The organism is Streptomyces rubiginosohelvolus (assembly GCF_014649875.1).
Taxonomy (GTDB): domain Bacteria; phylum Actinomycetota; class Actinomycetes; order Streptomycetales; family Streptomycetaceae; genus Streptomyces; species Streptomyces rubiginosohelvolus.
In genome coordinates, this window is record NZ_BMTW01000013.1 from 161,494 (window position 1) to 184,455 (window position 22,962).

The window sequence follows — 22,962 nt, forward strand, 5'->3', positions numbered from 1 at the left end:
GACGCCTCATGGACCATCTCGCCCGCGCCCGCGAACTGCTCGCCGTCCACCCCGTCGTCGACGGCCACAACGACCTCCCCTGGGCCCTGCGCGAACAGGTCGGCTACGACCTCGACGCCCGGGACATCGCCGCCGACCAGCGCGGCATGCTCCACACCGATCTGAACCGGCTGCGGGCCGGCGGGGTCGGCGGCCAGTTCTGGTCGGTGTACGTCCGCACCGACCTCACCGGGGACGCGGCCGTCAGCGCCACCCTGGAGCAGATCGACGTCGTCGCCGAGCTGATCGCCCGCTACCCGACGCATCTGCGCCGGGCGCTCACCGCCGACGACCTGGAGAAGGCCCGCGCCGAGGGCCGGATCGCCTCGCTGATGGGAGCCGAGGGCGGCCACTCCATCAACAACTCGCTGGGCACCCTGCGCGCCCTGTACGACCTGGGCGTCCGCTACATGACGCTCACGCACAACGACAACATCGACTGGGCCGACAGCGCGACGGACCTGCGGCGCCTGGGCGGGCTCTCCGCCTTCGGTCACGAGGTCGTCCGCGAGATGAACCGCATCGGCATGCTCGTCGACCTGAGCCATGTCGCCGACGGCGTCATGCGCGACGCGCTCGCCACCAGCACCGCGCCGGTGATCTTCTCGCACTCCTCGGCCCGCGCCGTCTGCGACCACCCGCGCAACATCCCCGACGACGTCCTGGCGGCCCTCCCGGCCAACGGGGGCGTCGCGATGGCGACCTTCGTCCCGAAGTTCGTGCTGCCCGAGGCGGTCGCCTGGACCCTGGCCGCCGACCGCAACATGCGCGAGCACGGCCTGCACCACCTCGACACCACCCCGGTCGCGATGCGCATCCACGAGGACTTCGAGGCGGCCCACCCGCGCCCCGAGGCCACCGTCGCCACCATCGCGGACCACCTCGACCACATGCGCGCGGTCGCGGGCATCGACCACATCGGCATCGGCGGCGACTACGACGGCACGGCGTTCACCCCGCGCGGCCTGGAGGACGTCTCCGGCTACCCGAACCTGATCGCCGAGCTCCTGCGGCGTCACTGGTCCGAGGGCGACCTCGCCAAGCTGACCTGGCAGAACTCCGTACGGGTGCTGCGCGACGCGGAAGCCGTGGCCCGCGACGAGCAGAGCGGGCGCGGCCCGTCCCACGCCACGATCGCCGAACTGGACGGGCAGCGGACGCGCTGACCCGGGCACCCTCTCCGGCGACACGGAAGATTCGGGCAATCATCCCCATATCCGAAGCAACCTCGTGTTAGGGATAGCGGGCAGGAATCCCCCAACAGGAGGTACGCAACGATGCGCACGAATCTTCTCCGCATCACGACCGCGCTCGGTGCCGCGGCCGTACTGGCCATCGGCGGCGCGGGCGTGGCCGCCGCCGACGGTGTGGGCAACGCGGGCATCGGGAACCAGGGCGTCGGCAACGCGGGCATCGAGAACATGGGCCTGGGCAACGCGGGCGGCTTCAACGGTGGCATCGGCAACGCCGGCCTCGGCAACTGGGGCTGGGGCAACGCCGGTATCGGCAACACGGGCGTCGGCAGCCACGGCCTCGGCAACTCGGGCCTCGGCAGCTCCGGCATCGGCAACACCGGCGTGGGCAGCTCCGGCATCGGCAACTGATCGCCTCACGCCCCCGGCCGCTCCGGCCGGACACCCCCGGGCCGGCCGCCCGCTCCACCAGCGGCCGGCCCGCGTGCGTGGCGCCCGGGTGATCGACGCCGGACGGGTTCGGGCGCCGGAGCGGGCCTCAGCCGCCTGAGCGGCTTCCGGGGCGCTCCGCCGCCCCCGCGAACGGTCCCCCCGGACCGAAGGCGAACGCCCCGAAGCGCTCGCCCATGCGACGGTGGGCGGCGGCGTCCGGGTGGAGCCGGTCGGGCAGCGGCAGCTCGGCGTGGTCGGCCTCGCCGTACAGGGTGAGGCCGTCCAGGTGGAAGAGGTACGGGTCCGACGCCGCCCGCTCCGCCACGATCCGGGCCAGCTCCTGGCGTACGACGCGCAGCGTCAGCTTGCCGCGAGCCGCGTCGGCCGGGTCGCCCAGCGCCGTGAACCCCACCCGCCCGTCGGAGACGTCCGGGGCGGCGGGCCCCGGGGTGTCCTCCTGCGCGGGGCAGAGGATGGGCGAGACGACGAGCAGCGGCGCGGTGGGATGCCCGTCGCGGACGGTGTCGAGAAAGGCGTGCACGGCCGGGCCGAAGTCGCTCAGCCCCATCGCGTCGCGGTTGACGAGATTGATGCCGATCTTGACGCTGATCAGATCGGCCGGGGTGTCCCGCAGGGCGCACGCGGTGAACGGATCGAGGAGCGCGCTGCCCGCCAGCGAGAGGTTGACCAGCTCCACGCCTCCCGCGGCGGCGGCCAGGGCGGGCCAGGCGGTGGCGGAGCTGTCGGCCGAGGAACCCTGGCTGATGGAACTGCCGTGATGCAACCAGACCGGCCGCCCGCCCGGGGCCGGGGCGGCCACGGGCGCGTCGGTGCGCAGCCCGATCAGCTCGGTGGTCTCGGTGTACGGCAGCCAGATCTCGACGGTCTTCTCCCGCGCGGGCAGCCCGGTGAACGACACGGCCCCGACGCTGCCGGGGAACAGCTCCCGCGACCCGTCGGACAGGTCGACCAGCAGCACGTGGCCGCCGCTCGCCGAGGCCCGGCCGGTCGGCTCGCCGTCGACGTACAGGTCGTACGCGCCGTCCGGCAGGGGCGGGAGGCCCCGGTGAACCGTCACCGTGCGCAGGACGTCCAGCTCCACGGCGGTGGCCCGGGTACGGAAGACCACGCGCACCCCCGAGGGCTGCGACTCCGCCTGCGCCACCTGCTCGTCGCCGCCGGACCGGGCGCGGGCCGGGGCGGGCAGCCGGTGGGGGAGGAGACCGCCCCGCTCGGTGCGCTCCAGTTCGAGCGCGCCGCGCAGGAGGTCGGCGGTGAGCGGGGTGCTGATCCAGTCGCGCGAGTCGTCCATGGGCTCAGCCTGTCCGCCGGAGGCGGGGCCGAAGCCGCAGAGCCGCTGTCGGACGGATACCGGGGCCGAGCCGGCGGGGCGGCCAGGGCGGGCCCTGCCCTGATCCGCCGAACACCCCCTAGGCCTTCGGGCGGCCCATCGCCCGGTACGTCCACCCGGCCTCGCGCCACACCGTGCTGTCCAGGGCGTTGCGCCCGTCCAGGATGATCCGCCGGGAGGCCACCTCGCCCAGCTCGGCCGGGTCCAGCTCGCGGAACTCGCGCCACTCCGTCAGGTGCAGCACCACGTCCGCGCCGCGCACGGCCTCCAGCGCGGAGTCCGCGTAACCGAGGGTCGGGAACAGCCGCCGGGCGTTGTCCATCCCCTTCGGGTCGAACACGGTCACCTGGCCGCCCTGGAGGTGGATCTGCCCGGCGACGTTGAGCGCGGGGGAGTCGCGTACGTCGTCGGAGTCGGGCTTGAACGTGGCGCCCAGCACCGCCACCCGGGTGCCGAGGAACGAGCCGCCGCCCACCGCCTCGCGGGCGAGCTCCACCATGTGGCCGCGGCGGCGCATGTTGATGGAGTCGACCTCGCGGAGGAAGGTGAGCGCCTGGTCGGCGCCCAGCTCGCCGGCGCGGGCCATGAAGGCGCGGATGTCCTTGGGCAGGCAGCCACCGCCGAAGCCGATCCCGGCCCGCAGGAACTTCTTCCCGATCCGGTCGTCGTGCCCGATGGCCTCGGCGAGCTTCACGACGTCCCCGTCGGCGGCCTCGCAGACCTCGGCCATCGCGTTGATGAAGGAGATCTTGGTGGCGAGGAAGGAGTTGGCGGAGGTCTTCACCAGCTCGGCGGTCGGGAAGTCGGTCACCACGAACGGCGAGCCCTCGGCGACCGGTACGGCGTACACCTCGCGGAGCAGCTTCTCGGCGTTCTCGCTCGTGACGCCCACGACGATCCGGTCGGGGTGGAGGGTGTCCTTGACGGCGAAGCCCTCGCGGAGGAACTCCGGGTTCCAGGCCAGCTCGGCCCCGTCCCCCACCGGAGCCAGCTCGGCGAGCCGGTCCGCGAGACGGGCGGCGGAGCCCACGGGGACGGTCGACTTGCCGACGACCAGGGCGGGCCGGGTCAGATGCGGGGCGAGCGCGTCGAAGGCGCTGTCCACATAGCTCATGTCGCACGCGTACTCGCCGTGCTTCTGCGGAGTGTTCACACAGACGAAGTGGACGTCGCCGAACTCCGCGACCTCCTCCCAGGAGGTGGTGAAGCGCAGCCGCCCGCTGGACCCCTCGATGCCCGCGACATGCCGCTGAAGCATCTCCTCCAGCCCGGGCTCGTACATCGGCACACGTCCGGTGGACAGCAGCTCGATCTTCTCCGGCACGATGTCGAGCCCCAGGACCTCGAAGCCCAGCTCGGCCATGGCCGCGGCATGGGTGGCGCCGAGATAGCCGGTGCCGATCACTGTGATCCTGAGGGCCATGGAGTGCTCCTGGGAGGTACGGACGAACGTGCGGACCGAGCATAGTCGGGGACCCGGAGGCCGGAATTCACCGCACGATATGCCCGGTACCTCCCCCATGCCCCACCCCTGTCGGCAAGCTCACGTGCTCGTCACGTATGCCGCCGGGCGGTCCGCGCACTAAAATTGAGTTACTTAACGGTAGTTAGCATCTGGGGAGTGAGCGTCTTGGCGGGTTCGACCGATTTCGACCTGTACCGTCCGGCCGAGGAGCACGACATGCTCCGCGAGACGATCCGCGCGCTCGCCGAGTCGAAGATCGCCCCCTTCGCCGCCGCGGTCGACGAGGAGAGCCGCTTCCCGCAGGAGGCGCTGGACGCCCTGGTCTCGTCGGACCTCGCCGCCGTCCACGTCCCGGAGGAGTACGGCGGGGCCGGCGCGGACGCGCTCGCCACGGTCATCGTGATCGAGGAGGTGGCCCGCGTCTGCGCCTCCTCCTCCCTGATCCCGGCCGTGAACAAGCTCGGCTCGCTCCCGGTGATCCTCTCGGGCTCCGAGGAGCTGAAGGCCAAGTACCTGGGCCCGCTCGCCAAGGGCGACGCGATGTTCTCGTACGCCCTCTCCGAGCCGGACGCCGGCTCCGACGCGGCGGGCATGAAGACGAAGGCTGTGCGCGACGGTGACTTCTGGGTCCTCAACGGTGTGAAGCGCTGGATCACCAACGCGGGCGTCTCCGAGTACTACACGGTCATGGCGGTCACCGACCCGACCAAGCGCTCCAAGGGCATCTCGGCGTTCGTCGTCGAGAAGTCCGACGAGGGCGTCTCCTTCGGCGCCCCGGAGAAGAAGCTCGGCATCAAGGGCTCCCCGACCCGCGAGGTCTACCTCGACAACGTGCGTATCCCCGCGGACCGCATGATCGGCGAGGAGGGCACGGGCTTCGCCACCGCGATGAAGACCCTGGACCACACCCGCATCACGATCGCGGCCCAGGCCCTCGGCATCGCCCAGGGCGCGCTGGACTACGCCAAGGGGTACGTCCAGGAGCGCAAGCAGTTCGGCAAGCCGATCGGGGACTTCCAGGGCATCCAGTTCATGCTCGCGGACATGGCGATGAAGATCGAGGCGGCCCGCCAGCTCACGTACGCGGCCGCCGCCAAGTCGGAGCGCGGCGACGCCGACCTGACCTTCCAGGGCGCGGCGGCCAAGTGCTTCGCCTCGGACGTCGCGATGGAGGTCACCACGGACGCCGTCCAGCTGCTCGGCGGCTACGGCTACACGCGGGACTACCCGGTGGAGCGCATGATGCGCGACGCCAAGATCACCCAGATCTACGAGGGCACGAACCAGGTCCAGCGCATCGTGATGGCGCGCAACCTGCCGTAACGGCCCTTCGCGCAGCGCCCCTTGTACGGCCCCCGGCGGCTCCGCCGGGGGCCGTCGCCGTCGTCGTTCTCCGCGCGGACGGGCCGGTGGGTCGCGGCCGCCTGGGGGCCACGCGGCGCGGATTTTCATTGGCCGCGAGCGACCTCGGACAGCCCACGGTACGGCTGAACTCGGGGGCATACCGGGGGAGTTCGCCGGCGGATTGGCTGGCTCACGCTTCCCGTCATCCCTAGGGTGGACCGATGATCATCTGGCTGAACGGAACCTTCGGTGCGGGCAAGACCACCACCGCGAAGGAGGTGACCTCGCTCCTCCCGGATTCCCGGCTCTTCGACACCGAGACGGTCGGCTGGATGCTCCGGCACGTTCTCGGAGTGCCGGAGAAGGACTTCCAGGACTTCCCGCCCTGGCGGGGCCTGGTCGTGGAGACCGCGCGGCAGGTGCTCGACCATGTGGGCGGCACGCTGGTGGTGACCCAGACCGTGCTGGTCGAGACGTACTGGCAGGAGATCCGCGAAGGTCTGGCGAAGGCCGGTATCCCCGTGCGCCACTTCCTGCTCCACACCGACCGGGACACCCTCGTCGAACGCATCGAGACCGACACCAAGCCCGAGAGCGCCGGGGCCCGGCAGTGGCGTCTGGACCACCTGAGCGACTACGAGCGGGCCCTGCCGTGGCTCCGCCGGGAGGCTCAGGTGGTGGACACGACCGGTGTCCCGCCCGCCGAGGTGGCGGAAACCGTCCTACGAGGGGTACGCACCGGCTGACCGTCCCCTTCCCGTCAGCGGACGACCTCGAAGACGTTCTTCTGGATGCCGTTCGCGTACGCCTCGTGCTCGACCAGCTTCAGCTTCTGCTGGTCCTTGTCCGTCGTGCTGAACAGACGCTTGCCCGCGCCGAGCAGAACCGGGAAGACCAGCAGGTGGTACCGGTCGATCAGGTCGGCGTCCGCGAGGTTCCGGTTCAGCTCGGTGCTGCCGTGCACGATGATCGGTCCACCCTCGGTGTCCTTCAGCGCGGCGACCTCGTCGAGCGACCGCAGGATCGTCGTCTCGCCCCAGTCGGACACCAGGTCGCCGTCGGTCAGCTTGGTGGAGACGACGTACTTCGGCATCGCCTTGTACCCGGTGAACTCCTCCATGCCCGGCCACACGGGGCTGAACGCCTCGTAGCTGGCCCGGCCCATCATCAGGGCCGCGGCCTCGTCCTGCTCCCGGGCCTTGAGCTCGTACGCCTCGGGCAGGAACTCGATGTCCTTGAACGTCCACCCCGAGTTCCGGTAGCCGGGCTCGCCGCCCGGGGCCTCCATGACACCGTCGAGCGAAACGAAGGCGGTGCTGATCAGGGTGCGCATCAGGACTCCTGGGTGTGTCGTGGCGGGCCTCGTTCGGTGCCCGGCGTCGCTTCTCACTCTTACGGATGTACTGACCGCGTGCCAGGCGAAAACTCATCGCTCCCATGCCGACCAACCGCCGGACGGCTTCCCGCCCACAGGCCGGTAGCCTCCCTCCCCATGACCGAACTCGACAGGCTGACCGCCCTCTTCAGCGCCCTGGGGGCGGACGCCGACGCCCGGGACTGGGCGGAGTCCGAGGCCGAGGAGGGGCTGCCGCAGCTCGCCCGCTACCGGCTCCTGCGGACGGTGTGGCAGGACGTCGACGCCTGGGGCACGGCCGCCCGGCAGTGGGTGGACGCCTACCGCGCCGACGGGGCGGCGGCCGACGCCGTCGATCGCGCCCTCGCGGCCGGGCTCACCCCCGAGGACCTCGGCGCGCTGGCCCGCGAGGTCGCCAGGGAGACCGCGTTCGGGGTGCTGTACGCCCTGGCGGACCCGGCGGACGGCTCGCTCCCCGCCGACGTCGAGGCGCAACTGCCCGGCTGGCGGCTGGCGGAGCTGAACGCGGCGGGCGCACCGACCGGCCGCCATCTCGACGCCCTCCACGAGGACTTCGCCGAACTCGAACCGAAGGGCATCGCGCCGTGACCGACGTGGAGGCCGTGACCGCCCCCACCGCCGCATCCACCCCCTTCGACCTAGTCGAGCGCCGCATCTGGTCCGGCCGCGCCGAGGCCTACGCCCGTACGTACGCCCGGCTCTGCGCCCACCCGTCGGCGGCACTCCTCGACGCCGTCGAGGCCGGCCCCGGCGCCCGCGTCCTCGACGTGGGCTGCGGCAGCGGGACCGTGAGCGCGGCCGCCGTCGCGCGCGGGGCGTCCGTGTACGCGGCCGACGCCGAACCCGGCATGGCGGCCGCGACCCGCCGGGCCGTCCCGGGCGTCACCGCGCACATCGCCCGGCTCCCCGAACTGCCCTACGCCAACGACACGTTCGACGCGGTCGTCGGCAACTTCGTGCTCAACCACGTGGGCCGCCCCCGCGCCGCCCTGGCCGAACTCCGCCGGATCACCCGCCCCGGCGGCCGGGTCGCGGTCACCATCTGGCGGGCGCCCGGAGCCCCCGGCCAGACCCTGATCGGCCGAGCCGCCCAGGCCGCCGGCCTCACCCGCCCCGCCTGGCTCCCCGCCCTCGCACCGCAGGACGACTTCCCCCGTACGCCCGAAGGGCTCGCGGCCCTGCTCGACGCGGCCGGGCTCCTCGACGCGGAGTGCTCCGAGATGGCCTGGGAGCACCGCTGCGACCCGGACACCTGGTGGGCGGGCGCAGAGGAGGGGATCGGCGCGATCGGCCAGGTCCTCACCAGCGGAGGCGCGGAGGGAGTGGCGGCGGCGCGGCGCGCGTACGACGACCTGTGCGCTGAATTCCGCATGCGGGAGGGCCTGCTGGTTCTGCCGCATGTTGCGCTGCTGGCGGGTGGAAGAGCGTAGGAGGGCGGCCGGAGATCAACAATGGAGATTCATTTGATCGCACAGGTAGGGTGACGCGCGCGAAACGATTCTCCAGGTAGTGGACGGGGTGTGGAGCGTGTTGTTCGAAGACCATCTCCACGCGGCTGCCGAGAGTTGGTTCCAGTACGGCATCGAGGGCGCCCAGAAGAAGCTGGGGCAGCTGTAGCCATGAAGAAGAAGCACCTGCTCCTGCCCACCGCGTCGCGGTCGGCCACGATCCGGTGGGCCGATACCGGGTCGTGAGGCACCACGACCCGGCGTGAGCAGCGAATTCGCGTGGATCTCCGGGTATCCGCCCGAGGCCCTTCCCGCTTTTCGGACCTCGCCTCTGCGTCGGAAACCACGGAAACCCCGGAAACCCTGACACCGGCAACCCCCTTCGGCACACTGAGTACATGGACGATCACTCGGGGAAGTCGCCGGATCACCTCACGATCAACGTGACCCACCGCGACGACCCGGTCTTCGAGGTCACCGAGGCCGACGCGTTCGCCTCGGTCCGGAAGTATCCGAACATCGTCGTGCGCGGGCCGCTGTTCGGGCTCGCCGAGCAGCGGCGCGGGGACCGGCCGCGCTGGCGGCTGATGGGTGAACTCGACACCGGATTCCCGCAGATGGTCCGGGACGAGCTGAATTCGCACCTCTGGTTCAAGGCGAGGGACGAGACCGAGGACCGGGCGGAGCGGCGGTCACTGCTGGCCGCCGTGGCGCGGCTGGAGACCGAGAAGGCCGACGAGGTGTCGGCTTGCGGCGTGCGCTACCGGGTCGTGCGCGCCGACGAGTTCGCCCGGATCGGCGACGGGCGCCTTGAGCCGCCCCGGGCCACCGACCCGGACGACGACGGCTGGGACCTGGACGCCACCGAGCCCTGCCGCACCGACGGCTTCGTGGTCGATCACGCGGCCGCCGTCGGGCTGAGCGAGGGGATCGGCCGGGCCGGGCTGCTCCAGCTCGCCTACACCGCGGACCGCTTCCCCGCCGACGTACGGGCCGACTCCCGGCGGGCGTTGACCACCCACCCGGGGGTCGTGCTCCTCCCGACGACGTTCCGGGTGGTGCAGCGCAAGGAGATGTCCTGGTCGATGGTGACCGGGCAGCACTCGACCCCGCAGGGCGCCCGGCGCGCCCTCGTCGACCACCTCACCCGGCCCTTCCCCGAGCTGCCGGACCTCCCGGGCATGCCGGAGGTCCCCGCGTGGATGAAGGTGGACGAGAAGGAGGCGGCCGTCAACGAGCGGGCCGCGAAGAAGTTCATGGGACGCCGCAGAGCCAACGAACTCATCGTGCGGGGAAAGCGGTTCGAGGTCGTCCGGGTCGAGCGCATGATGCGCATCGGGCCCGACGGGCCGGAGAAGCCGCGCTCGTCCGACGTCGACCAGTACGGCCCGTCCCAGATCCATCCCCTCATGGACGAGCACGGGAACATCACCCACGGCACGTAGCTCGCAGAGGGCGGCCACGGACGGCGAAAGGGCGCCGGGCGGCCATCGCCCGGCGCCCTCAACGGCTTTGCCAACGGCCTCAGTTGCCCTTGACCGTGACCTTCTCATCGTTGTTGAGCTGCTGCACCAGCTGCTTCACCTTGGCCTTGTCCCAGACCAGGTTGCCGCCGACGCTGCCCGAGATCGGCATGTTCATCGACGTACCCTCGCCGCCCGTGACGCCCTTCATCGCGAAGAACATGTTGCCCAGCGCCCAGAGCGACATGTCCTTGTCCACGATCAGCGTGTCCAGGCCCGCACCCATCGTCGGGTACAGCTTGAACGGGTTGATGATCGTGGACGGGGTCGCCGTCTGGCTCGCCAGCGCCGCGAGGAACTTCTGCTGGTTCTTCGTACGGTCCAGGTCACTGCCCGCGAACGCGTACCGCGTACGGACGAAGGCGAGGGACTGCTCGCCGTTCAGCGTCTGCTTGCCCGCCTGGAAGTCGGCCCCGGACTTCTTGTCCTTGAACGCCTTCGGGATGTCCATCTCGACCCCGCCGATCGCGTCCACGATCTTCGCGAAGCCGCCGAAGCCGATCTCGACGTAGTGGTCGATGTGCAGGCCCGTGTTGAACTCGACCGTACGGACGAGGAGTTCGGGGCCGTCCTCGGCGTAGGCGGCGTTCAACTTCACCTGCCGGCCGGTGCCCTGGAACTTCTTTCCGGACTCGGACCCCACGAACGTCGGGATCTCGACGTTGGAGTCGCGCGGCAGCGAGATCAGCGTCGGGCCGTTCGAGCCGTCGTGCAGGATCATCATCGAGTCGGTGCGCTTGCCCTCGGCGGAACCGGTGCGCAGCCGCTTCTTCTCCTCGGCCGACATGCCCTCGCGGCTGTCGGACCCGACGATCAGGTAGTTCGTGCCGTCACCGGACTCCGGCCGCTCGATGACCTTGGAGAGGTCCACCTCGCGCTTCAGCTTCGAGTCGGCCCAGAAGTACGTCGAGATCGAGACCGCGAGCACCACGACCACCAGGGTCAGCGCGCCGAGCTTGATCCGGCGGCGCCAGTCCGGGGCCGGGCGGCCCTGGACGTAACCCCCGTCACCGCCGCCGCGACGGCCACCGCCGCCCCGGCCGCCGGAGCCGCCGCTGCCCGATCCGTAGACCTGGCCCGTGTTGTAGCCGCTGTCGTACCCGGGGTCGGGGCTGCTGCCGTAGCCGCCGTCCTGGTACCCGCCGTCCTGGTAGCGGTCGTCGTACCCCTGGCTCTGCGGCGGTACCTGCGGCCGCTGCGGGGTACGGGGCTGGGCCGGGCGGCGCTGGATGTGCGGCATCGACCGGGCGCCCTCGGGCTGGGAGCTGGCACTGCCCCGCCCGTAGCGCTCGCTGCGGTCGCCGGTCCGTCGATCGGGCCAATCGTTCATCCGAACAGTGTGCCGCCCCGGCCCACGGCTATTACAGGGTGTAAGGGAAATCGCACCAGGGCTGTTGCGAACCTGATGCATTCTGCGGGATCGCGGACCCCGCATAAGGTGGACGGTATGACAGATCAGGCCACTGGCGTAACAGATCCGGCCAACCGTGCGGAGGGTGAGATTCCGGGCAAGCCGACCTCGGCGTCCCGGACCACCCTCAGCCACATCATGACCGGCAGCGACACCAACCTCCTCGGCACGGTGCACGGTGGCGTGATCATGAAACTGGTCGACGACGCGGCGGGCGCGGTGGCCGGTCGGCACTCCGGTGGGCCCGCCGTGACCGCGTCGATGGACGAGATGGTCTTCCTGGAGCCGGTCCGCGTCGGTGACCTCGTCCATGTGAAGGCCCAGGTCAACTGGACGGGCCGGTCCTCCATGGAGGTCGGCGTCCGGGTCATGGCCGAACGCTGGAACGAGTCCACCCCCGCCCAGCAGGTCGGCAGCGCCTATCTGGTCTTCGCCGCCGTCGACGGGGACGGCAAGCCCCGCCGCGTACCGCCGGTGATGCCCGAGACCGAGCGCGACAACCGGCGCTACCAGGAGGCGCAGATCCGGCGCACCCACCGGCTCGCCCGCCGCCGCGCGATCAAGGAACTGCGCGAGAAGCGCGCCGCCGAGGGCATCGACGACTGAGCCCTCCCGAAGCCCGGGCCCTCCCCGCTCCCGGGGCTACGGGCACACCACCTCGTCGCCCGTCACCGTGGAGAACTCGCCCGTCTGACGGGTCTCCGCCTTCACCCGCTGCACCTTCGTGAAGTCCGCGCCCACCGTCACCTTCATCTGCGGGCCCTGGCCCTTCACCGCCTTGAGCTCGCTCCCGGGCAGCGCCGTGGCCAGGGACTTCGCCGACCGGTCCCAGCGCGGGTCGTACTCCACGAGCGTCCGCTTCAGCTCCCGCACCTCCCCGTTGAGCGGGGCCTCGGTCGTGGTGAACCCGGTCGCGCGCAGCCCCTCGTCCACGGTCCGGCCGAGGCCGTCCTTCGGGGTGCCGTTGTAGACCTGCACCTTCACGTCCTTCGGTGCCACGTCGACCAGCTTCGCGGGCGGCTGCTGCGGGCCCGCCGCGGGCTTCGGTTTCGGCTTCGCCGGGGCCAGCGGCTTGTCCTCGCGCAGGGCCTGGAACAGCTTCTTCGCCTTCTTCGCGTCCCACTGCACCGTCGAGCCGATGCCCTTGACCGGGAAGCTGGGGTTGCCGATGGGCACGGAAGCGAACTCCGACGAGGCAGGACCGAAGTCCTTCATCGCCTTGCCGAGCGCCAGCATCTGCTCCGTACCGAAGCCCTTGTCGGCCCGGACCGAACCGAGCGCCGAGGCGGAGACCTGCTGGAACTTCACCGGGTTCAGCAGCACCCCGCTGCTCGTCGCCTGCTTGATCAGCGCCGCCATGAACTTCTGCTGGCGCTCCATCCGGCCCAGGTCGGAGGCCACGTCGACATGGCGCGAGCGGACGTACTGGAGCGCCTGCCCGCCGTCCAGCTCATGCGTGCCGGCGGGGAGGTCCAGTCCGGTGTACGAGTCCTTCATCGGCCGCGCCGTGCAGATCTTCACCCCGCCCACCGCGTCGACCGTCTTCATGAAGCTGGTGAAGTCGACCTCCAGATAGTGGTCGATCTTGATCTTGGTCATGTTCTCGACGGTCCGCACGGTCAGCGTCGGCCCGCCCTCGGCGTACGCGGCGTTCAGCTTCACCGGGTGGCTCGCGTGGTGCTTGCCCGTGGTGCGGTCGGTGTGGGCGGGCATCTCGGCGTAACTGTCCCGGGGGAGGCTGACCACGCTCGCCCGCTGCCGGTCGGCCGACAGATGGACCAGCATGATCGTGTCGGTGCAGTGGCAGGGCGCGCCGCCGAGCTTGTACTTCTGCTTCTCGGCCTTGGTGATCGTGTCCCGGCCGTCCGTGCCGACGAGCAGCAGATTCGTGCCGTGGCCCCCCTCGGGGCGGTTCTTCATGTCCCGGAACGGATCGACCCTGCCGATCCCGCCCTCCAGGCTGCTCACCACGGCGTGACCGATCCCACCCGCCCCCAGCACCAGCACCGAGAGACCGGTGGCCACCCGCATGCCCCAGCGCGGCCGTTCGTCCTGCTTCCGGGGCCGGACGGGCCGGGTGCCCTGCGGCGGACGGCGTCGCGGGGGAGTGGTGCGGGGGTGCGGCGGGCGCTGAGAGGGGCGTTGCGGTCGCTGCGGTGGGGGCACGGGGGGAGACACCTCCGGGGTGCAAGGGAGACACCTCTGCGGTGCAAGGGGACCATCGCACGGTAGGCCCATACGATCTCCGTCCCGGCCCGCGACCCGGCGGCGCGCACCGGTGTCCCCCATTCGCGGTAACGTGGCGGCCGAATACCGCCGCCTCCCGGGGCGCCCGCCGCCCGCGGCGCGGAACCCCCCGGCGCCCCCGAGGACCCCCCGAGGACCACATGTCTGCCGCGCAGTACCCCGCCGTCTCCGTGATCATGCCGGTGCTCAACGAGGAACGCCATCTCAGGAACTCGGTCCGGCACATCCTGGAGCAGGAGTACCCCGGTGAGATGGAGGTCGTGATCGCGCTCGGCCCCTCCGCCGACCGGACGGACGAGATCGCCGCCGAGCTGGTCGCCGAGGACCCCCGCGTCCACACGGTGCCCAACCCCACCGGCCGCACCCCCGCCGCCCTCAACGCGGCGATCAAGGCCTCCCGCCACCCGGTCGTCGTCCGGGTCGACGGCCACGGCATGCTCTCGCCGAACTACATCGCGACCGCCGTCCGCCTCCTGGAGGAGACCGGCGCGCAGAACGTCGGCGGCATCATGCACGCCGAGGGCGAGAACGCCTGGGAGGACGCCGTCGCCGCCGCGATGACCTCGAAGATCGGTGTCGGCAACGCGGCCTTCCACACCGGCGGCCAGGCGGGCCCGGCCGAGACCGTCTACCTGGGCGTCTTCCGCCGCGAGGCCCTGGAGCGGGCGGACGGCTACAACGTCGAGTTCATCCGCGCCCAGGACTGGGAGCTGAACTTCCGCATCCGCGAGGCCGGCGGGCTGATCTGGTTCTCGCCCGAGCTGAAAGTCCAGTACCGCCCGCGCCCCACGGTGAAGGCGCTCGCCAAGCAGTACAAGGACTACGGCCGCTGGCGTCACGTCGTCGCCCGCTACCACGCCGGCTCGATCAACCTGCGCTACCTGGCCCCGCCGACCGCCGTCGTCGCCATCGCGGCGGGCCTGGTCCTCGGCGCGACCGTCACCCCGTGGGCGCTGGTCGTCCCCGGCGGTTACCTCGCCGCGATCGTCGCCGGATCGCTGCCCGCAGGCAAGGGCCTCCCGCTGAAGGCCCGGGCCCAGATCCCGGTGGCGCTGGCGACGATGCACATGTGCTGGGGCTTCGGCTTCCTCACCAGCCCCCGTTCCCTGGCCAAGCGGGTCATCGCGAGCCGCCGCCCCGCGATGACCGGCAGCAGCGAAACCGTCTGAGCCGGACCGCTTCAGGCATACGAAGGGCCCCGACGCTCGGCGTCGGGGCCCTTCGTCGTGTACGCGCGCCGCTACGGGGTCACCAGGTGTAGTTCGGGTTGACCTTCATGCAGGCCTTCTCGTCGTCCCCGTTGAGGGCGCCCGCCGACTCCGGGGTCTTCTCCGTGCCCTTGGACACCGGGTAGGTCCCGTCCTCGCGCCAGTCCGCGCCCACCGCGAGCGAGATCCCCGACACGTCGGTGGACCGCTTCACCTGCGCCAGCGGCACCCCGAGCGCCTTGGCGACCGCCTGCGCGTCGCCCTCCAGATCCGCGCTCGGGTACAGGATGCCGGTACGCGCCGCCCCGGTGACGTTGTCCGAGTCGATGCTGGTCCGCCCGAAGCCCGCGTTCTTCAGCTGGTCCGCCACCTCACCGGCCCGTCCCGACGCCGGTCCGAGCGCGTCGGTCGCGGTCCCGTTCCGTACGGAGACGGCGATCTCGCCGACCGGTGCGGACGGGTCCTTGGGCTCCTCCGGCTTCTTCCGCTTGGAGGCCTTGCCGTCCAGCGGTACGTCGTCCCGCACCATCCGGAACAACTGCTCGGCGTCGCCCGCCTTCGGGTACACCCGGCCGCTGTTGACGCCGGTGCCGTACACGTTCGGCATGGTCGACATCGTGATGCGCTTCGTCGGGACCTTCTTGAACTCCTCGGCCAGGTCGTAGAGCTTCTTGACCGTGTCCAGGCCCTTGTCGACCGTCAGCGCCTCCGTGGCCGCCTCGGCGAGGTTCATCAGCTTCGCCGGGTCGGTGAGCTTGGTGCCCTTGCGCAGCTCACGCACCATCGAGTTCATGTACATGTGCTGGGCCTTGGCCCGCCCCAGGTCGGTGTTGTCCTCGAAGCCGTACCGGGTGCGCAGCCACTGGAGGGCCTGCTCGCCCTTGATGGATGTGGTGCCCTTCTCCAGCTTCAGCCCGGAGCCCTTGCCGTCGGCGCTGCGCGAGTGGATGTTGGCGTCGACGCAGACCGGGACACCGCCGATGGCGTCGGCCATGGACACCACACCCGCGAAGTCGATCATCATGAAGTGGTCGATCCGGATGCCGGTCAGCTCGTACCAGGTGGCCACCGTGCACCCCGGACCGCCGCGCCCCAGGCTCTCGTTGGTCTGTACGTCGCGCGTGCTGGCCGGGAAGACCTCGCCGTCCGGGGCCGTGCACTTGGGCATCTTCAGCATGGTGTCGCGCGGCATGCTGATGACGGAGAGGTTGCTGCGGTCCGCGGAGAGGTGGAGCAGCATCTGCACATCGGCGAGCGGGGTCCCGCCGAAGGTCTCCTTCGCGCCGCCCAGCTTCTGGTTGGCCTTGGAGTCCCGGGCGTCGGAACCGATGAGCAGGATGTTGAGCGGGGTCTGGCCGGCGGCGTTGGCCTTGTGATCGGCCATCTGCTTGTCGCCGAGGGTCAGATCCCCTTTCTTGATGTTGCCGTTGAGGTGCTCGTAGTAGAGATAACCGGCGCCGCCGGTGGCGAGTATGAGCACGGCCAGCACGGAGGCGCTCCAGCGCAGGACGCGCCGCTTGCCGCTCTTGGGCGCGCGGCGGCCGCTGCGCCCTCGCCCGCCGGCCGAGGCGCCGCGCCGGTGGCCCTCGGCCCGACGGCCGCGCTCACCGCTCGCGGACGCGTCACCGCCCTCCGTGTCCCGGGCGTCGCCCCGGGCTTCCTCCCCGCCGAGCCGATCGCCGCGGCGGACGCGTGATCGCGTCTCCTCCCCGGGCATGCTGCTCCGTCCCACCGGACCCCCCATGCTGTTCAGATTTCCGCTGTGGCCCGGTGACCCGGTGTCACTTGGCGCATACCGCCTTGTCGGCGCTCGCTTGCTCGACGCCCTCCGGAGCCTTCGCCGGTCCGGTGATGAGCTGGCCCGCGCCCTTGAAGTCCGCCCCCAGCGTGAGCACCATCGCCTCGAGCCCCTCGGCGTCGGCGGTGCCCTGCTTCATGGCCGTTGCGGGAAGCCCCATCATCTCGGCGAGCGCCCGGGCCTGATCGGCCTGGTTGGGCGCGTACTCCAGTGTCGTCTTCTTGATCTTCTCGGGTGCGTTGGCCTTGTTGGTGGACTTCAGCACCCCCTGCTCGTTCTGCAGCCAGGTGACGGTCGAACCGGCCGCACCGGGGATCTCGCCGCCGTTGAGGACATCGACCCGTACGTCGGCGGGATCGGCCTTCGGCCCCTTGAGCAGGGCCGCCTGCTTGCTCTTGGCGTCCTTCTCCTTCTTCTTCACCTCGGTCAGCGAGGTGTCGGAGCGCATCATCGCGAAGAGCTGCTCGCCCTTGACCGGGTCCACGACCACGGTGACGGGCGTCGGCTCGGCCGGGTTGTCCACCACCGGCATCGTGAGGAAGGTGATGTTCTTCGTGTCGACCTTGGAGATCTCCTGGGCGAGCGTCATCAGCTTCTGCGCGTCGGCGATGGCCGAGTCGACGGTCAGCGCGTTGGTGGCGGCGTCGGCCAGCTTGTAGAGCTTCTTCGGGTTGGTCAGGGTGTCGCTCGACTTCATCTCGCGGATCATCGAGGCGAGGAACTGCTGCTGCACCTTGATCCGGTCGAGGTCGCTCTCGTTGCCGAAGCTGTGCCGGGTACGCAGGAGGGCCAGCGCCTGTTCGCCCTGAACCTCCGACTTGCCCTGCGGCAGCTTCAGATGGGACTTCGGGTCGTCGACCGGCTTGGCCATGCAGACCTCGACGCCGCCGACCGCGGTGGTCAGCTCCTTGACCGCGTTGAAGTCGACCATCATGAAGTGGTCGGGCTTGAGGCCGGTGATGTTCTCGACCGTCTTCATGGTGCAGCCGGGGTTACGGCCGCTCTGGCCGAGGCTCGTGTTGAAGCGCTCGTTCGGAGTGCCGGGGATGGTGACCTCGGCGCCGTCCGCGTCCTTCCCCTCGCACTCGGGAATCTCGGTCATCAGGTCGCGCGGGATGCTCATCGCCGTCGCGTTGGTGCGGTCCTCGGAGACGTGGAACAGGATGGTGGTGTCGGCGTGGCCTTCGCTGCCCTTGTCCCCGTACCCCTCGTTGCCCTTGCCGGTGCGCTTGTCGGTGCCGATGATCAGGATGTTCATCGGGCCGTCGGTAACGACGTTCTTGCTGCCGGCGTCGCCGACGTCGATGGAGTCGATGTTCCCGTTGAACTTCTGGTACAGGGCGTACGCGCCGATCGAGGTGCCCACCACGACGAACGCCATCACGCCGCCCGTCCACAGCAGCGCCTTCTTCTTGCGCGACTTCTGGGGCTTGCGCTTCCGGCGGCCGGCTGTGGGGGGCTCGGCGGCCCCACGGCCCCCCTGGGAGCTGCGGCGGCTGCGCTGGCCCGGCACCTCGCGGCGCGTCCCGTCCGTGGCGGCCCCGCGGGAACCGGCCGCGCGGCGACCCGAACCCTCGCGGGAGGAACCGGTCCGGGACTCCCCGCGGCGGCCGGTCTCCTCGGCCGTCGCCGTACGCGCGGAACTGCCGCTCGACTCCCCAGCGGAGTGGTCCAGTCGCAATTCGTAATTACCGGTGTGCGGGTTGAGTACCCACTGGTCGGCGGGGTCGATATCGTCCGCCCGTCCACGACTGTGCGCGTCCACGGTTGCCTGCGTCCTCCGTCGGTGCCACGCGAGGCGCCCTCCCCCGGCAGGGCGCTCGTTCCTTCGCTCCAGCAGTGCACGACCTGACGGCCGGAAGCACCGGATCGCGTCACACTATCCGGCCGATTCCAGGTCGAGCGACGTGCGTGACACATTCCACGCCCCTTACAACCGGGCATACTTCCCATTCCGCGCCGATTATGTTCTGTGTCTTGGCAATTGCTTTACTGCTTGCACAGGTCGTCCGCCGCACTCGACCCCGAATAGGTGGGTGCGGGCGTCGGACTCTCGGACCCGGCGTCATCCGGCTTTCCGTCCTGCCCGCTTTCCTTGTCCCGTTCCGCCTCTTCCAGTTCGTCGGCCGGGACCACGGCGACGGGCTTGTCCTCGCGGAGTTGCTTGAACAGGTCGCCTGCGTCCGGTTCGACGAGTTCGTCCCGGTTGGGGTTGTTACGGTACGGCTGCCGGGGCACGGTCAGGAACTGCACCTGCTCGGTCGGTACGTTACGCATCCCGCGCACCAGGTCGTACAGGTCGCGGAGCGAGTCGAGACCCGGGTCGGTGGTCAGCGACTTGGTGGCCGCGTCCAGCACCGGGTAGAGCCGTGTCGGGTTCAGCAGGACGCCGTTGCTCTGCATCTTGTTGACGAGAGCGCCCAGGAACTGCTGCTGGCGCTCCATGCGTTCGGTGTCGCTGCCGTTGCCGAGGGACTTGCGCGCCCTGACGTAGCCGAGGGCCTCCTCGCCGTTCAGCGTCTGCCGCCCCGCCGGTAGCTCCAGGTGCGCGTCCTTGTCGTCGATCGGCTCCTTGAGGCAGATCTCGACCCCGTCCACCGCGTCGACCATGTCCTTGAAGCCGTTGAAGTCGACGACCATGTGGTGATCGACGCGGATGCCGGTCATCCGTTCCACGGTCCGGATCGTGCAGGCGGTGCCGCCGAGCTCGAACGCCGTGTTGAACTGGGTGAACTGCTCCCGCGACTTCTTGTCGTCCCCGGTGCTGCAGCTGGGGATCTCCACCATCAGGTCACGGGGGATCGACACGGCGGTCGCGCTCTTCCGGTCCGCCGCGAGGTGCAGCAGGATCGTGGTGTCGGAGCGCTGGCTGCCGCCGTCGTCCCGCCCGTACTTGCGGTTGTCCCCGGCCCGGCTGTCGGACCCGATGAGCAGGATGTTCTGGGCGTCCATGACGACCGGCGTCGGCCGCTCCTTCTCGTACGCCTTGAGTTCGGCGGCGGCGCTCGTGTCGGTGGTGATGTTCCCGTCGAGCTTCTTGTACATCCACCAGCCGACCCCCGCGGCGACCAGCACGAGGAACGAGGCGGCGAGCGCGGTCCAGCGCAGCCAGTGGCTCTTGCGGGCGGCGGCGATGGCGTCCTTGGGCTGATCGGCCCAGGTCTGCACACCGTCGGCGCCCGCCGCGGCCTCGGGCTCGGATGCGGACGTCGCCTCGGCCTCGGACTCGGCAGGGCCGCCCTCGGTGCTGTCGCCCTCACCGGTCTCAGGGGCGGCTACGTCGGTCTCCGCGGCGGCCGGGCCCTCCTCCCGCGAGGCGTCGTCCTGAGGCGGACCGTCCTGCGGGGCCCCGTCCTCGGGGGCGGGGGCCTCGGAAGCCGTGCCTTCGGACGTCGCGCCCCCGGGGGCCTCGCCCTCGGGCCGCCCGGACTCTTCCCGCGACCTGTCCCGTGACCTGTCCTGCGGTTTGCCCTCGGACGGGCGGTCCGGGTCGGACGGCGGGCCAGCACTGTCGGTCACGTCTGCGTCCATCCTTCACGTTCGGCGGCGCGAGGGGCCGCCGGTCGCAGGAGTAGACGGCTGAAACTCGCGCTTGGTTGTGCACGGCCAGGAGAGTGGTCTGTACCGCTCGATCATCTACCCGCTCCGGTGCCGTTCACCGAGGACTCGGCCCGCTGTGGGCCGGACGAGTGGACCTCAGCGCGCTTGTCATACCGCGGTGTTGGTGACCCGCTCGCTCTCGACCCGCTTGGCCAGACCGTCCGCGTCGAGCTGCCCGATGTGACGGCACAGCACCACGGACCCACCGGCCGCCAGGGGCGCGAAGAGCCCGGTGCTCAGCCCTTCCCAGGTGTCGTACGTACGCCCGGTGAGCAGCCGGGACCCCGGTACGAGGCCGAGGGCGTCGGCGTCCTCACGGGCCCGGGCGACGAGCTGCGCACCCGTCACCTCGACCCCGCCCACGGCCAGCGCGGGGGCGTCGGCGTCCACCGGGGCGAAGGGCGCGAAGCGGTCGCCCTGGCTCGGCACCTCCACCGCGTAGTCCGCGAACCCCTCGGGCGCCTGCGGGAACCGGCCACCCAGCGGACGCAGAGCGAGGGCGACACGCTCGCCCCGGCAGGCCCGCGCCCGCTCCAGGGTGTCCGGGCCGGTCACGACGAGGTCGGCGGCGGCCGGGTCGCCCTGGACGTCGACGACGACCCCGACGGACGAACAGGCGAGCAGCCAGACCGCGGACTGCCAGTGCGCGGGCAGCAGCAGGGCGAGCCGGTCGCCGGGCTCCGCGGCCAGGTCGCCCTGGAGCAGATTGGCGGTCTTGGCCACCCAATTGGCGAAGGTGGCCACCGACAGTTCGACGCGTTCTCCGGTGGCGTCGTCGTAGAAGGTGACCAGGGGGCGGGCCGGGTCCGCGGAGAGCGCGGATCGCAGCAGGTCGGCGGGGGTGCGGTCGCTGGAGTTCATCCGCGCAAGCGTACGCGGGGGCGCGGTGCCGGGCGGGCTGAACGGGTGTCACGTACACCGGTTCGGCAGACGGTGCGTCACGAGGCGGCCGATGTCCGGGTAGCCGGAGTCGTCACCGTATGTTCAATATCGTCCGTATGCGTGCACTATTGGTCACCTCAGTCGGCATCACCTGCGCGGCGGCCCTCACTCTGCCGCTCGCCGCCCCCGCCCTGTCCGCCCCGCCCGCGCTCTCCGCCTCGGCCCTGCCTCCTGAATCACCGGGAGCCGGGCCGCCGTCGGTACGGGCCGCCGCGCTCCCCGCCGCCGAGTCCGCGGGCTCGACGCAGTCCCTGCCCCTGGAGCCCCTCGCCGCACCGTCCGACCGGTCCATGGGCCCGGCGACGGCCGGCCAGGGGCTGGAGCGCCGGACGGCGCGGCCGTTCTCCCTCGTGGGGGTGGTCTGGGACGACGCGGAGGCCGAACTCCACGGCACGGTCCAGGTCCGCACCCGGGCGACCGGCTCCGCGAACTGGTCGGACTGGCAGGACGTCGAGACCCACAACGCCGAACACGCCGCCGACCTCGGCAGCGACGAACGGTCCTCCGGCGCCGTGCGCGGCGCGACCGCCCCGCTCTGGGTCGGCGCATCGGACGGCGTGGAGGTCCGCGTACGCCCGGAGCCGGCCGATCCGCAGGACCGGTCCGAAGCCGCGCCGCTCCCCGAAGGGCTGCGCCTCGAACTCGTCGACCCCGGCCCGGACCCCGCACCCGAGCCCGCCGCGGAGACGGCCCCCGAGCCCGCCCGGGCCGCCCCCGTCGGCCGGACCGCCACCACGGCGGCGTTCGCGCTCAACCCGTCCCCGCCCACGACGACACCGGCGGTCGTGCCGGAGGTGCTCACCGCCGAGGCCGAGGCGGCCTCGGCCGTCAACGCGGAGCTGGCACCGCTCGGTGCGTCCGTCATCCCCGCGCTGACCAAGGCGGAGACGGAGGAGGCGGCGAACGTCGCGCCCGGGGCGAAGCCGTACATCGGACCGCGGCCGGGGATCATCACCCGTAAGGGCTGGGGCGCGGACGAGAAGCTCCGCGAGCGCCAGTTCGCGTACACGAAGACCGTCAAGGCGGCCTTCGTGCACCACAGCGCGACCGGGAACAACTACACCTGCAAGCAGGCGCCCTCGGTGCTCCGCTCCATCTACCGCTACCACGTCAAGAGCAGCGGCTGGCGCGACTTCGGCTACAACTTCGCCGTCGACAAGTGCGGAAACATCTACGAGGGCCGGGCCGGCGGTGTCACCAAGGCGGTCCTCGGCGCGCACACCCTGGGCTTCAACTCCAACACCATGGGCATCGCGGTCCTCGGCTCCTACTCCTCCACCAACCCGCCCGCCGCCGCCGTCACCGCCGTCTCCAAGCTCACCGCCTGGAAGCTCGGACTGTTCGGCGCCAACCCCAAGGGCAAGGTGACCCTCACCTCCGGCGGAAGCAACAAGTACAAGGCGGGTGCGAAGGTCAAGATGAACGTCATCTCGGGCCACCGGGACGGGTTCGCAACCGAATGCCCCGGAGCGCGTCTTTACAAGAAGCTCGGCAAGGCCAGGACCAGCTCCGCCAAACTACAGGGCCGCTGACCGGACGGGGCGGGACCGGTCTGCTTAACTGACCAGTCACATACGAGGCCACGC

The 22,962-nt window shown here is 71.0% G+C and carries 19 protein-coding genes; 10 read left to right on the forward strand and 9 right to left on the reverse strand.

The genetic code is table 11. The features are described 5' to 3' along the window. Nucleotides 1–8 precede the first annotated feature (8 nt). Entirely contained in the window at nt 9–1,205 is a 1,197-nt protein-coding gene (locus IE134_RS25750; RefSeq protein ID WP_030710286.1) for a dipeptidase, read from the forward strand. A gap of 111 nt (nt 1,206–1,316) precedes the next feature. Then, nucleotides 1,317–1,643, forward strand: coding sequence for a pentapeptide repeat-containing protein (locus IE134_RS25755; protein ID WP_030710284.1), 327 nt, complete (start codon nt 1,317–1,319; stop codon nt 1,641–1,643). A 127-nt stretch (nt 1,644–1,770) separates the two neighbouring features. Here IE134_RS25755 and IE134_RS25760 read toward each other — a convergent pair whose 3' ends face one another. Together IE134_RS25760 and IE134_RS25765 are read right to left on the reverse strand one after the other, a co-directional pair. Continuing rightward, a complete protein-coding gene (locus tag IE134_RS25760) occupies nt 1,771–2,976 on the reverse strand; it encodes a GDSL-type esterase/lipase family protein (RefSeq protein WP_030710282.1) in 1,206 nt (401 codons plus the stop codon). 118 nt (nt 2,977–3,094) lie between these two features. After that, nucleotides 3,095–4,438: a UDP-glucose dehydrogenase family protein gene (locus IE134_RS25765; RefSeq protein WP_098017262.1), complete on the reverse strand. Its 1,344-nt coding sequence runs from the start codon at nt 4,436–4,438 to the stop codon at nt 3,095–3,097. A 207-nt stretch (nt 4,439–4,645) separates the two neighbouring features. On the opposite strand from IE134_RS25765, the gene IE134_RS25770 reads away from it, so the two are divergent. Next, nucleotides 4,646–5,803 (forward strand): acyl-CoA dehydrogenase, encoded by a 1,158-nt coding sequence (locus tag IE134_RS25770; RefSeq protein ID WP_030710278.1) that lies wholly within the window; start codon nt 4,646–4,648, stop codon nt 5,801–5,803. A gap of 242 nt (nt 5,804–6,045) precedes the next feature. Beyond that, a complete protein-coding gene (locus IE134_RS25775; RefSeq protein ID WP_030710276.1) occupies nt 6,046–6,570 on the forward strand; it encodes a P-loop nucleotide/nucleoside kinase family protein in 525 nt (174 codons plus the stop codon). A gap of 14 nt (nt 6,571–6,584) precedes the next feature. Here the strand turns inward: IE134_RS25775 and IE134_RS25780 are convergent, their stop codons facing one another. Next, nucleotides 6,585–7,157: a dihydrofolate reductase family protein gene (locus IE134_RS25780; RefSeq protein WP_097886794.1), complete on the reverse strand. Its 573-nt coding sequence runs from the start codon at nt 7,155–7,157 to the stop codon at nt 6,585–6,587. Nucleotides 7,158–7,316: 159 nt separating this feature from the next. Between IE134_RS25780 and IE134_RS25785 the strand changes: the two genes are divergently transcribed. From IE134_RS25785 to IE134_RS25795, 3 genes are all read left to right on the forward strand, one after another. Then, nucleotides 7,317–7,787: a hypothetical protein gene (locus IE134_RS25785; RefSeq protein ID WP_189431888.1), complete on the forward strand. Its 471-nt coding sequence runs from the start codon at nt 7,317–7,319 to the stop codon at nt 7,785–7,787. Beyond that, a complete protein-coding gene (locus IE134_RS25790; RefSeq protein ID WP_229823738.1) occupies nt 7,784–8,629 on the forward strand; it encodes a class I SAM-dependent methyltransferase in 846 nt (281 codons plus the stop codon). Before IE134_RS25785 ends, IE134_RS25790 begins: the two co-directional genes overlap by 4 nt. A 416-nt stretch (nt 8,630–9,045) precedes the next feature. Next, on the forward strand, nt 9,046–10,092 hold the full coding sequence (locus tag IE134_RS25795; RefSeq protein WP_030710268.1) for a DUF5954 family protein: 1,047 nt from the start codon (nt 9,046–9,048) through the stop codon (nt 10,090–10,092). A 79-nt stretch (nt 10,093–10,171) separates the two neighbouring features. Here the strand turns inward: IE134_RS25795 and IE134_RS25800 are convergent, their stop codons facing one another. Then, a complete protein-coding gene (locus IE134_RS25800) occupies nt 10,172–11,500 on the reverse strand; it encodes an LCP family protein (protein ID WP_078614345.1) in 1,329 nt (442 codons plus the stop codon). Nucleotides 11,501–11,617: 117 nt separating this feature from the next. On the opposite strand from IE134_RS25800, the gene IE134_RS25805 reads away from it, so the two are divergent. Beyond that, on the forward strand, nt 11,618–12,187 hold the full coding sequence (locus IE134_RS25805; protein WP_030710265.1) for an acyl-CoA thioesterase: 570 nt from the start codon (nt 11,618–11,620) through the stop codon (nt 12,185–12,187). A gap of 36 nt (nt 12,188–12,223) precedes the next feature. Here IE134_RS25805 and IE134_RS25810 read toward each other — a convergent pair whose 3' ends face one another. Then, a complete protein-coding gene (locus IE134_RS25810; protein WP_441350292.1) occupies nt 12,224–13,819 on the reverse strand; it encodes an LCP family protein in 1,596 nt (531 codons plus the stop codon). 149 nt (nt 13,820–13,968) lie between these two features. Between IE134_RS25810 and IE134_RS25815 the strand changes: the two genes are divergently transcribed. Then, on the forward strand, nt 13,969–14,997 hold the full coding sequence (locus tag IE134_RS25815) for a glycosyltransferase family 2 protein (protein ID WP_030710261.1): 1,029 nt from the start codon (nt 13,969–13,971) through the stop codon (nt 14,995–14,997). A gap of 79 nt (nt 14,998–15,076) precedes the next feature. Here the strand turns inward: IE134_RS25815 and IE134_RS25820 are convergent, their stop codons facing one another. The 4 genes from IE134_RS25820 to IE134_RS25835 form a co-directional block, all read right to left on the reverse strand. Next, the gene (locus IE134_RS25820) at nt 15,077–16,780 is read right to left on the reverse strand and encodes an LCP family protein (protein WP_179892689.1); all 1,704 of its coding nucleotides are present in this window, start codon (nt 16,778–16,780) and stop codon (nt 15,077–15,079) included. A 37-nt stretch (nt 16,781–16,817) separates the two neighbouring features. Next, nucleotides 16,818–18,599 (reverse strand): LCP family protein, encoded by a 1,782-nt coding sequence (locus IE134_RS25825; RefSeq protein WP_373296824.1) that lies wholly within the window; start codon nt 18,597–18,599, stop codon nt 16,818–16,820. 224 nt (nt 18,600–18,823) lie between these two features. Beyond that, on the reverse strand, nt 18,824–20,365 hold the full coding sequence (locus IE134_RS25830; protein ID WP_126932074.1) for an LCP family protein: 1,542 nt from the start codon (nt 20,363–20,365) through the stop codon (nt 18,824–18,826). Between the two features lie 177 nt (nt 20,366–20,542). Continuing rightward, complete coding sequence (locus IE134_RS25835; protein ID WP_030710254.1) at nt 20,543–21,295, reverse strand: TIGR03089 family protein; 753 nt, start codon at nt 21,293–21,295, stop codon at nt 20,543–20,545. Nucleotides 21,296–21,432: 137 nt separating this feature from the next. Between IE134_RS25835 and IE134_RS25840 the strand changes: the two genes are divergently transcribed. Then, on the forward strand, nt 21,433–22,908 hold the full coding sequence (locus IE134_RS25840; protein WP_030710252.1) for a peptidoglycan recognition protein family protein: 1,476 nt from the start codon (nt 21,433–21,435) through the stop codon (nt 22,906–22,908). The last annotated feature ends 54 nt before the right edge of the window (nt 22,909–22,962 follow it).

What these genes read in the sequence shown, in the direction of transcription:
- IE134_RS25820 (WP_179892689.1), bottom strand. Translation starts at nt 16,780, where the DNA reads ATGGGGGGTCCGGTGGGACGGAGCAGCATGCCCGGGGAGGAGACGCGA.
- IE134_RS25785 (WP_189431888.1), top strand. Translation starts at nt 7,317, where the DNA reads ATGACCGAACTCGACAGGCTGACCGCCCTCTTCAGCGCCCTGGGGGCG.
- IE134_RS25775 (WP_030710276.1), top strand. Translation starts at nt 6,046, where the DNA reads ATGATCATCTGGCTGAACGGAACCTTCGGTGCGGGCAAGACCACCACC.
- IE134_RS25765 (WP_098017262.1), bottom strand. Translation starts at nt 4,438, where the DNA reads ATGGCCCTCAGGATCACAGTGATCGGCACCGGCTATCTCGGCGCCACC.
- IE134_RS25780 (WP_097886794.1), bottom strand. Translation starts at nt 7,157, where the DNA reads ATGCGCACCCTGATCAGCACCGCCTTCGTTTCGCTCGACGGTGTCATG.
- IE134_RS25805 (WP_030710265.1), top strand. Translation starts at nt 11,618, where the DNA reads ATGACAGATCAGGCCACTGGCGTAACAGATCCGGCCAACCGTGCGGAG.
- IE134_RS25800 (WP_078614345.1), bottom strand. Translation starts at nt 11,500, where the DNA reads ATGAACGATTGGCCCGATCGACGGACCGGCGACCGCAGCGAGCGCTAC.
- IE134_RS25840 (WP_030710252.1), top strand. Translation starts at nt 21,433, where the DNA reads ATGCGTGCACTATTGGTCACCTCAGTCGGCATCACCTGCGCGGCGGCC.
- IE134_RS25750 (WP_030710286.1), top strand. Translation starts at nt 9, where the DNA reads ATGGACCATCTCGCCCGCGCCCGCGAACTGCTCGCCGTCCACCCCGTC.
- IE134_RS25835 (WP_030710254.1), bottom strand. Translation starts at nt 21,295, where the DNA reads ATGAACTCCAGCGACCGCACCCCCGCCGACCTGCTGCGATCCGCGCTC.
- IE134_RS25815 (WP_030710261.1), top strand. Translation starts at nt 13,969, where the DNA reads ATGTCTGCCGCGCAGTACCCCGCCGTCTCCGTGATCATGCCGGTGCTC.
- IE134_RS25795 (WP_030710268.1), top strand. Translation starts at nt 9,046, where the DNA reads ATGGACGATCACTCGGGGAAGTCGCCGGATCACCTCACGATCAACGTG.
- IE134_RS25760 (WP_030710282.1), bottom strand. Translation starts at nt 2,976, where the DNA reads ATGGACGACTCGCGCGACTGGATCAGCACCCCGCTCACCGCCGACCTC.
- IE134_RS25810 (WP_441350292.1), bottom strand. Translation starts at nt 13,819, where the DNA reads ATGGGCCTACCGTGCGATGGTCCCCTTGCACCGCAGAGGTGTCTCCCT.
- IE134_RS25755 (WP_030710284.1), top strand. Translation starts at nt 1,317, where the DNA reads ATGCGCACGAATCTTCTCCGCATCACGACCGCGCTCGGTGCCGCGGCC.
- IE134_RS25830 (WP_126932074.1), bottom strand. Translation starts at nt 20,365, where the DNA reads ATGGACGCAGACGTGACCGACAGTGCTGGCCCGCCGTCCGACCCGGAC.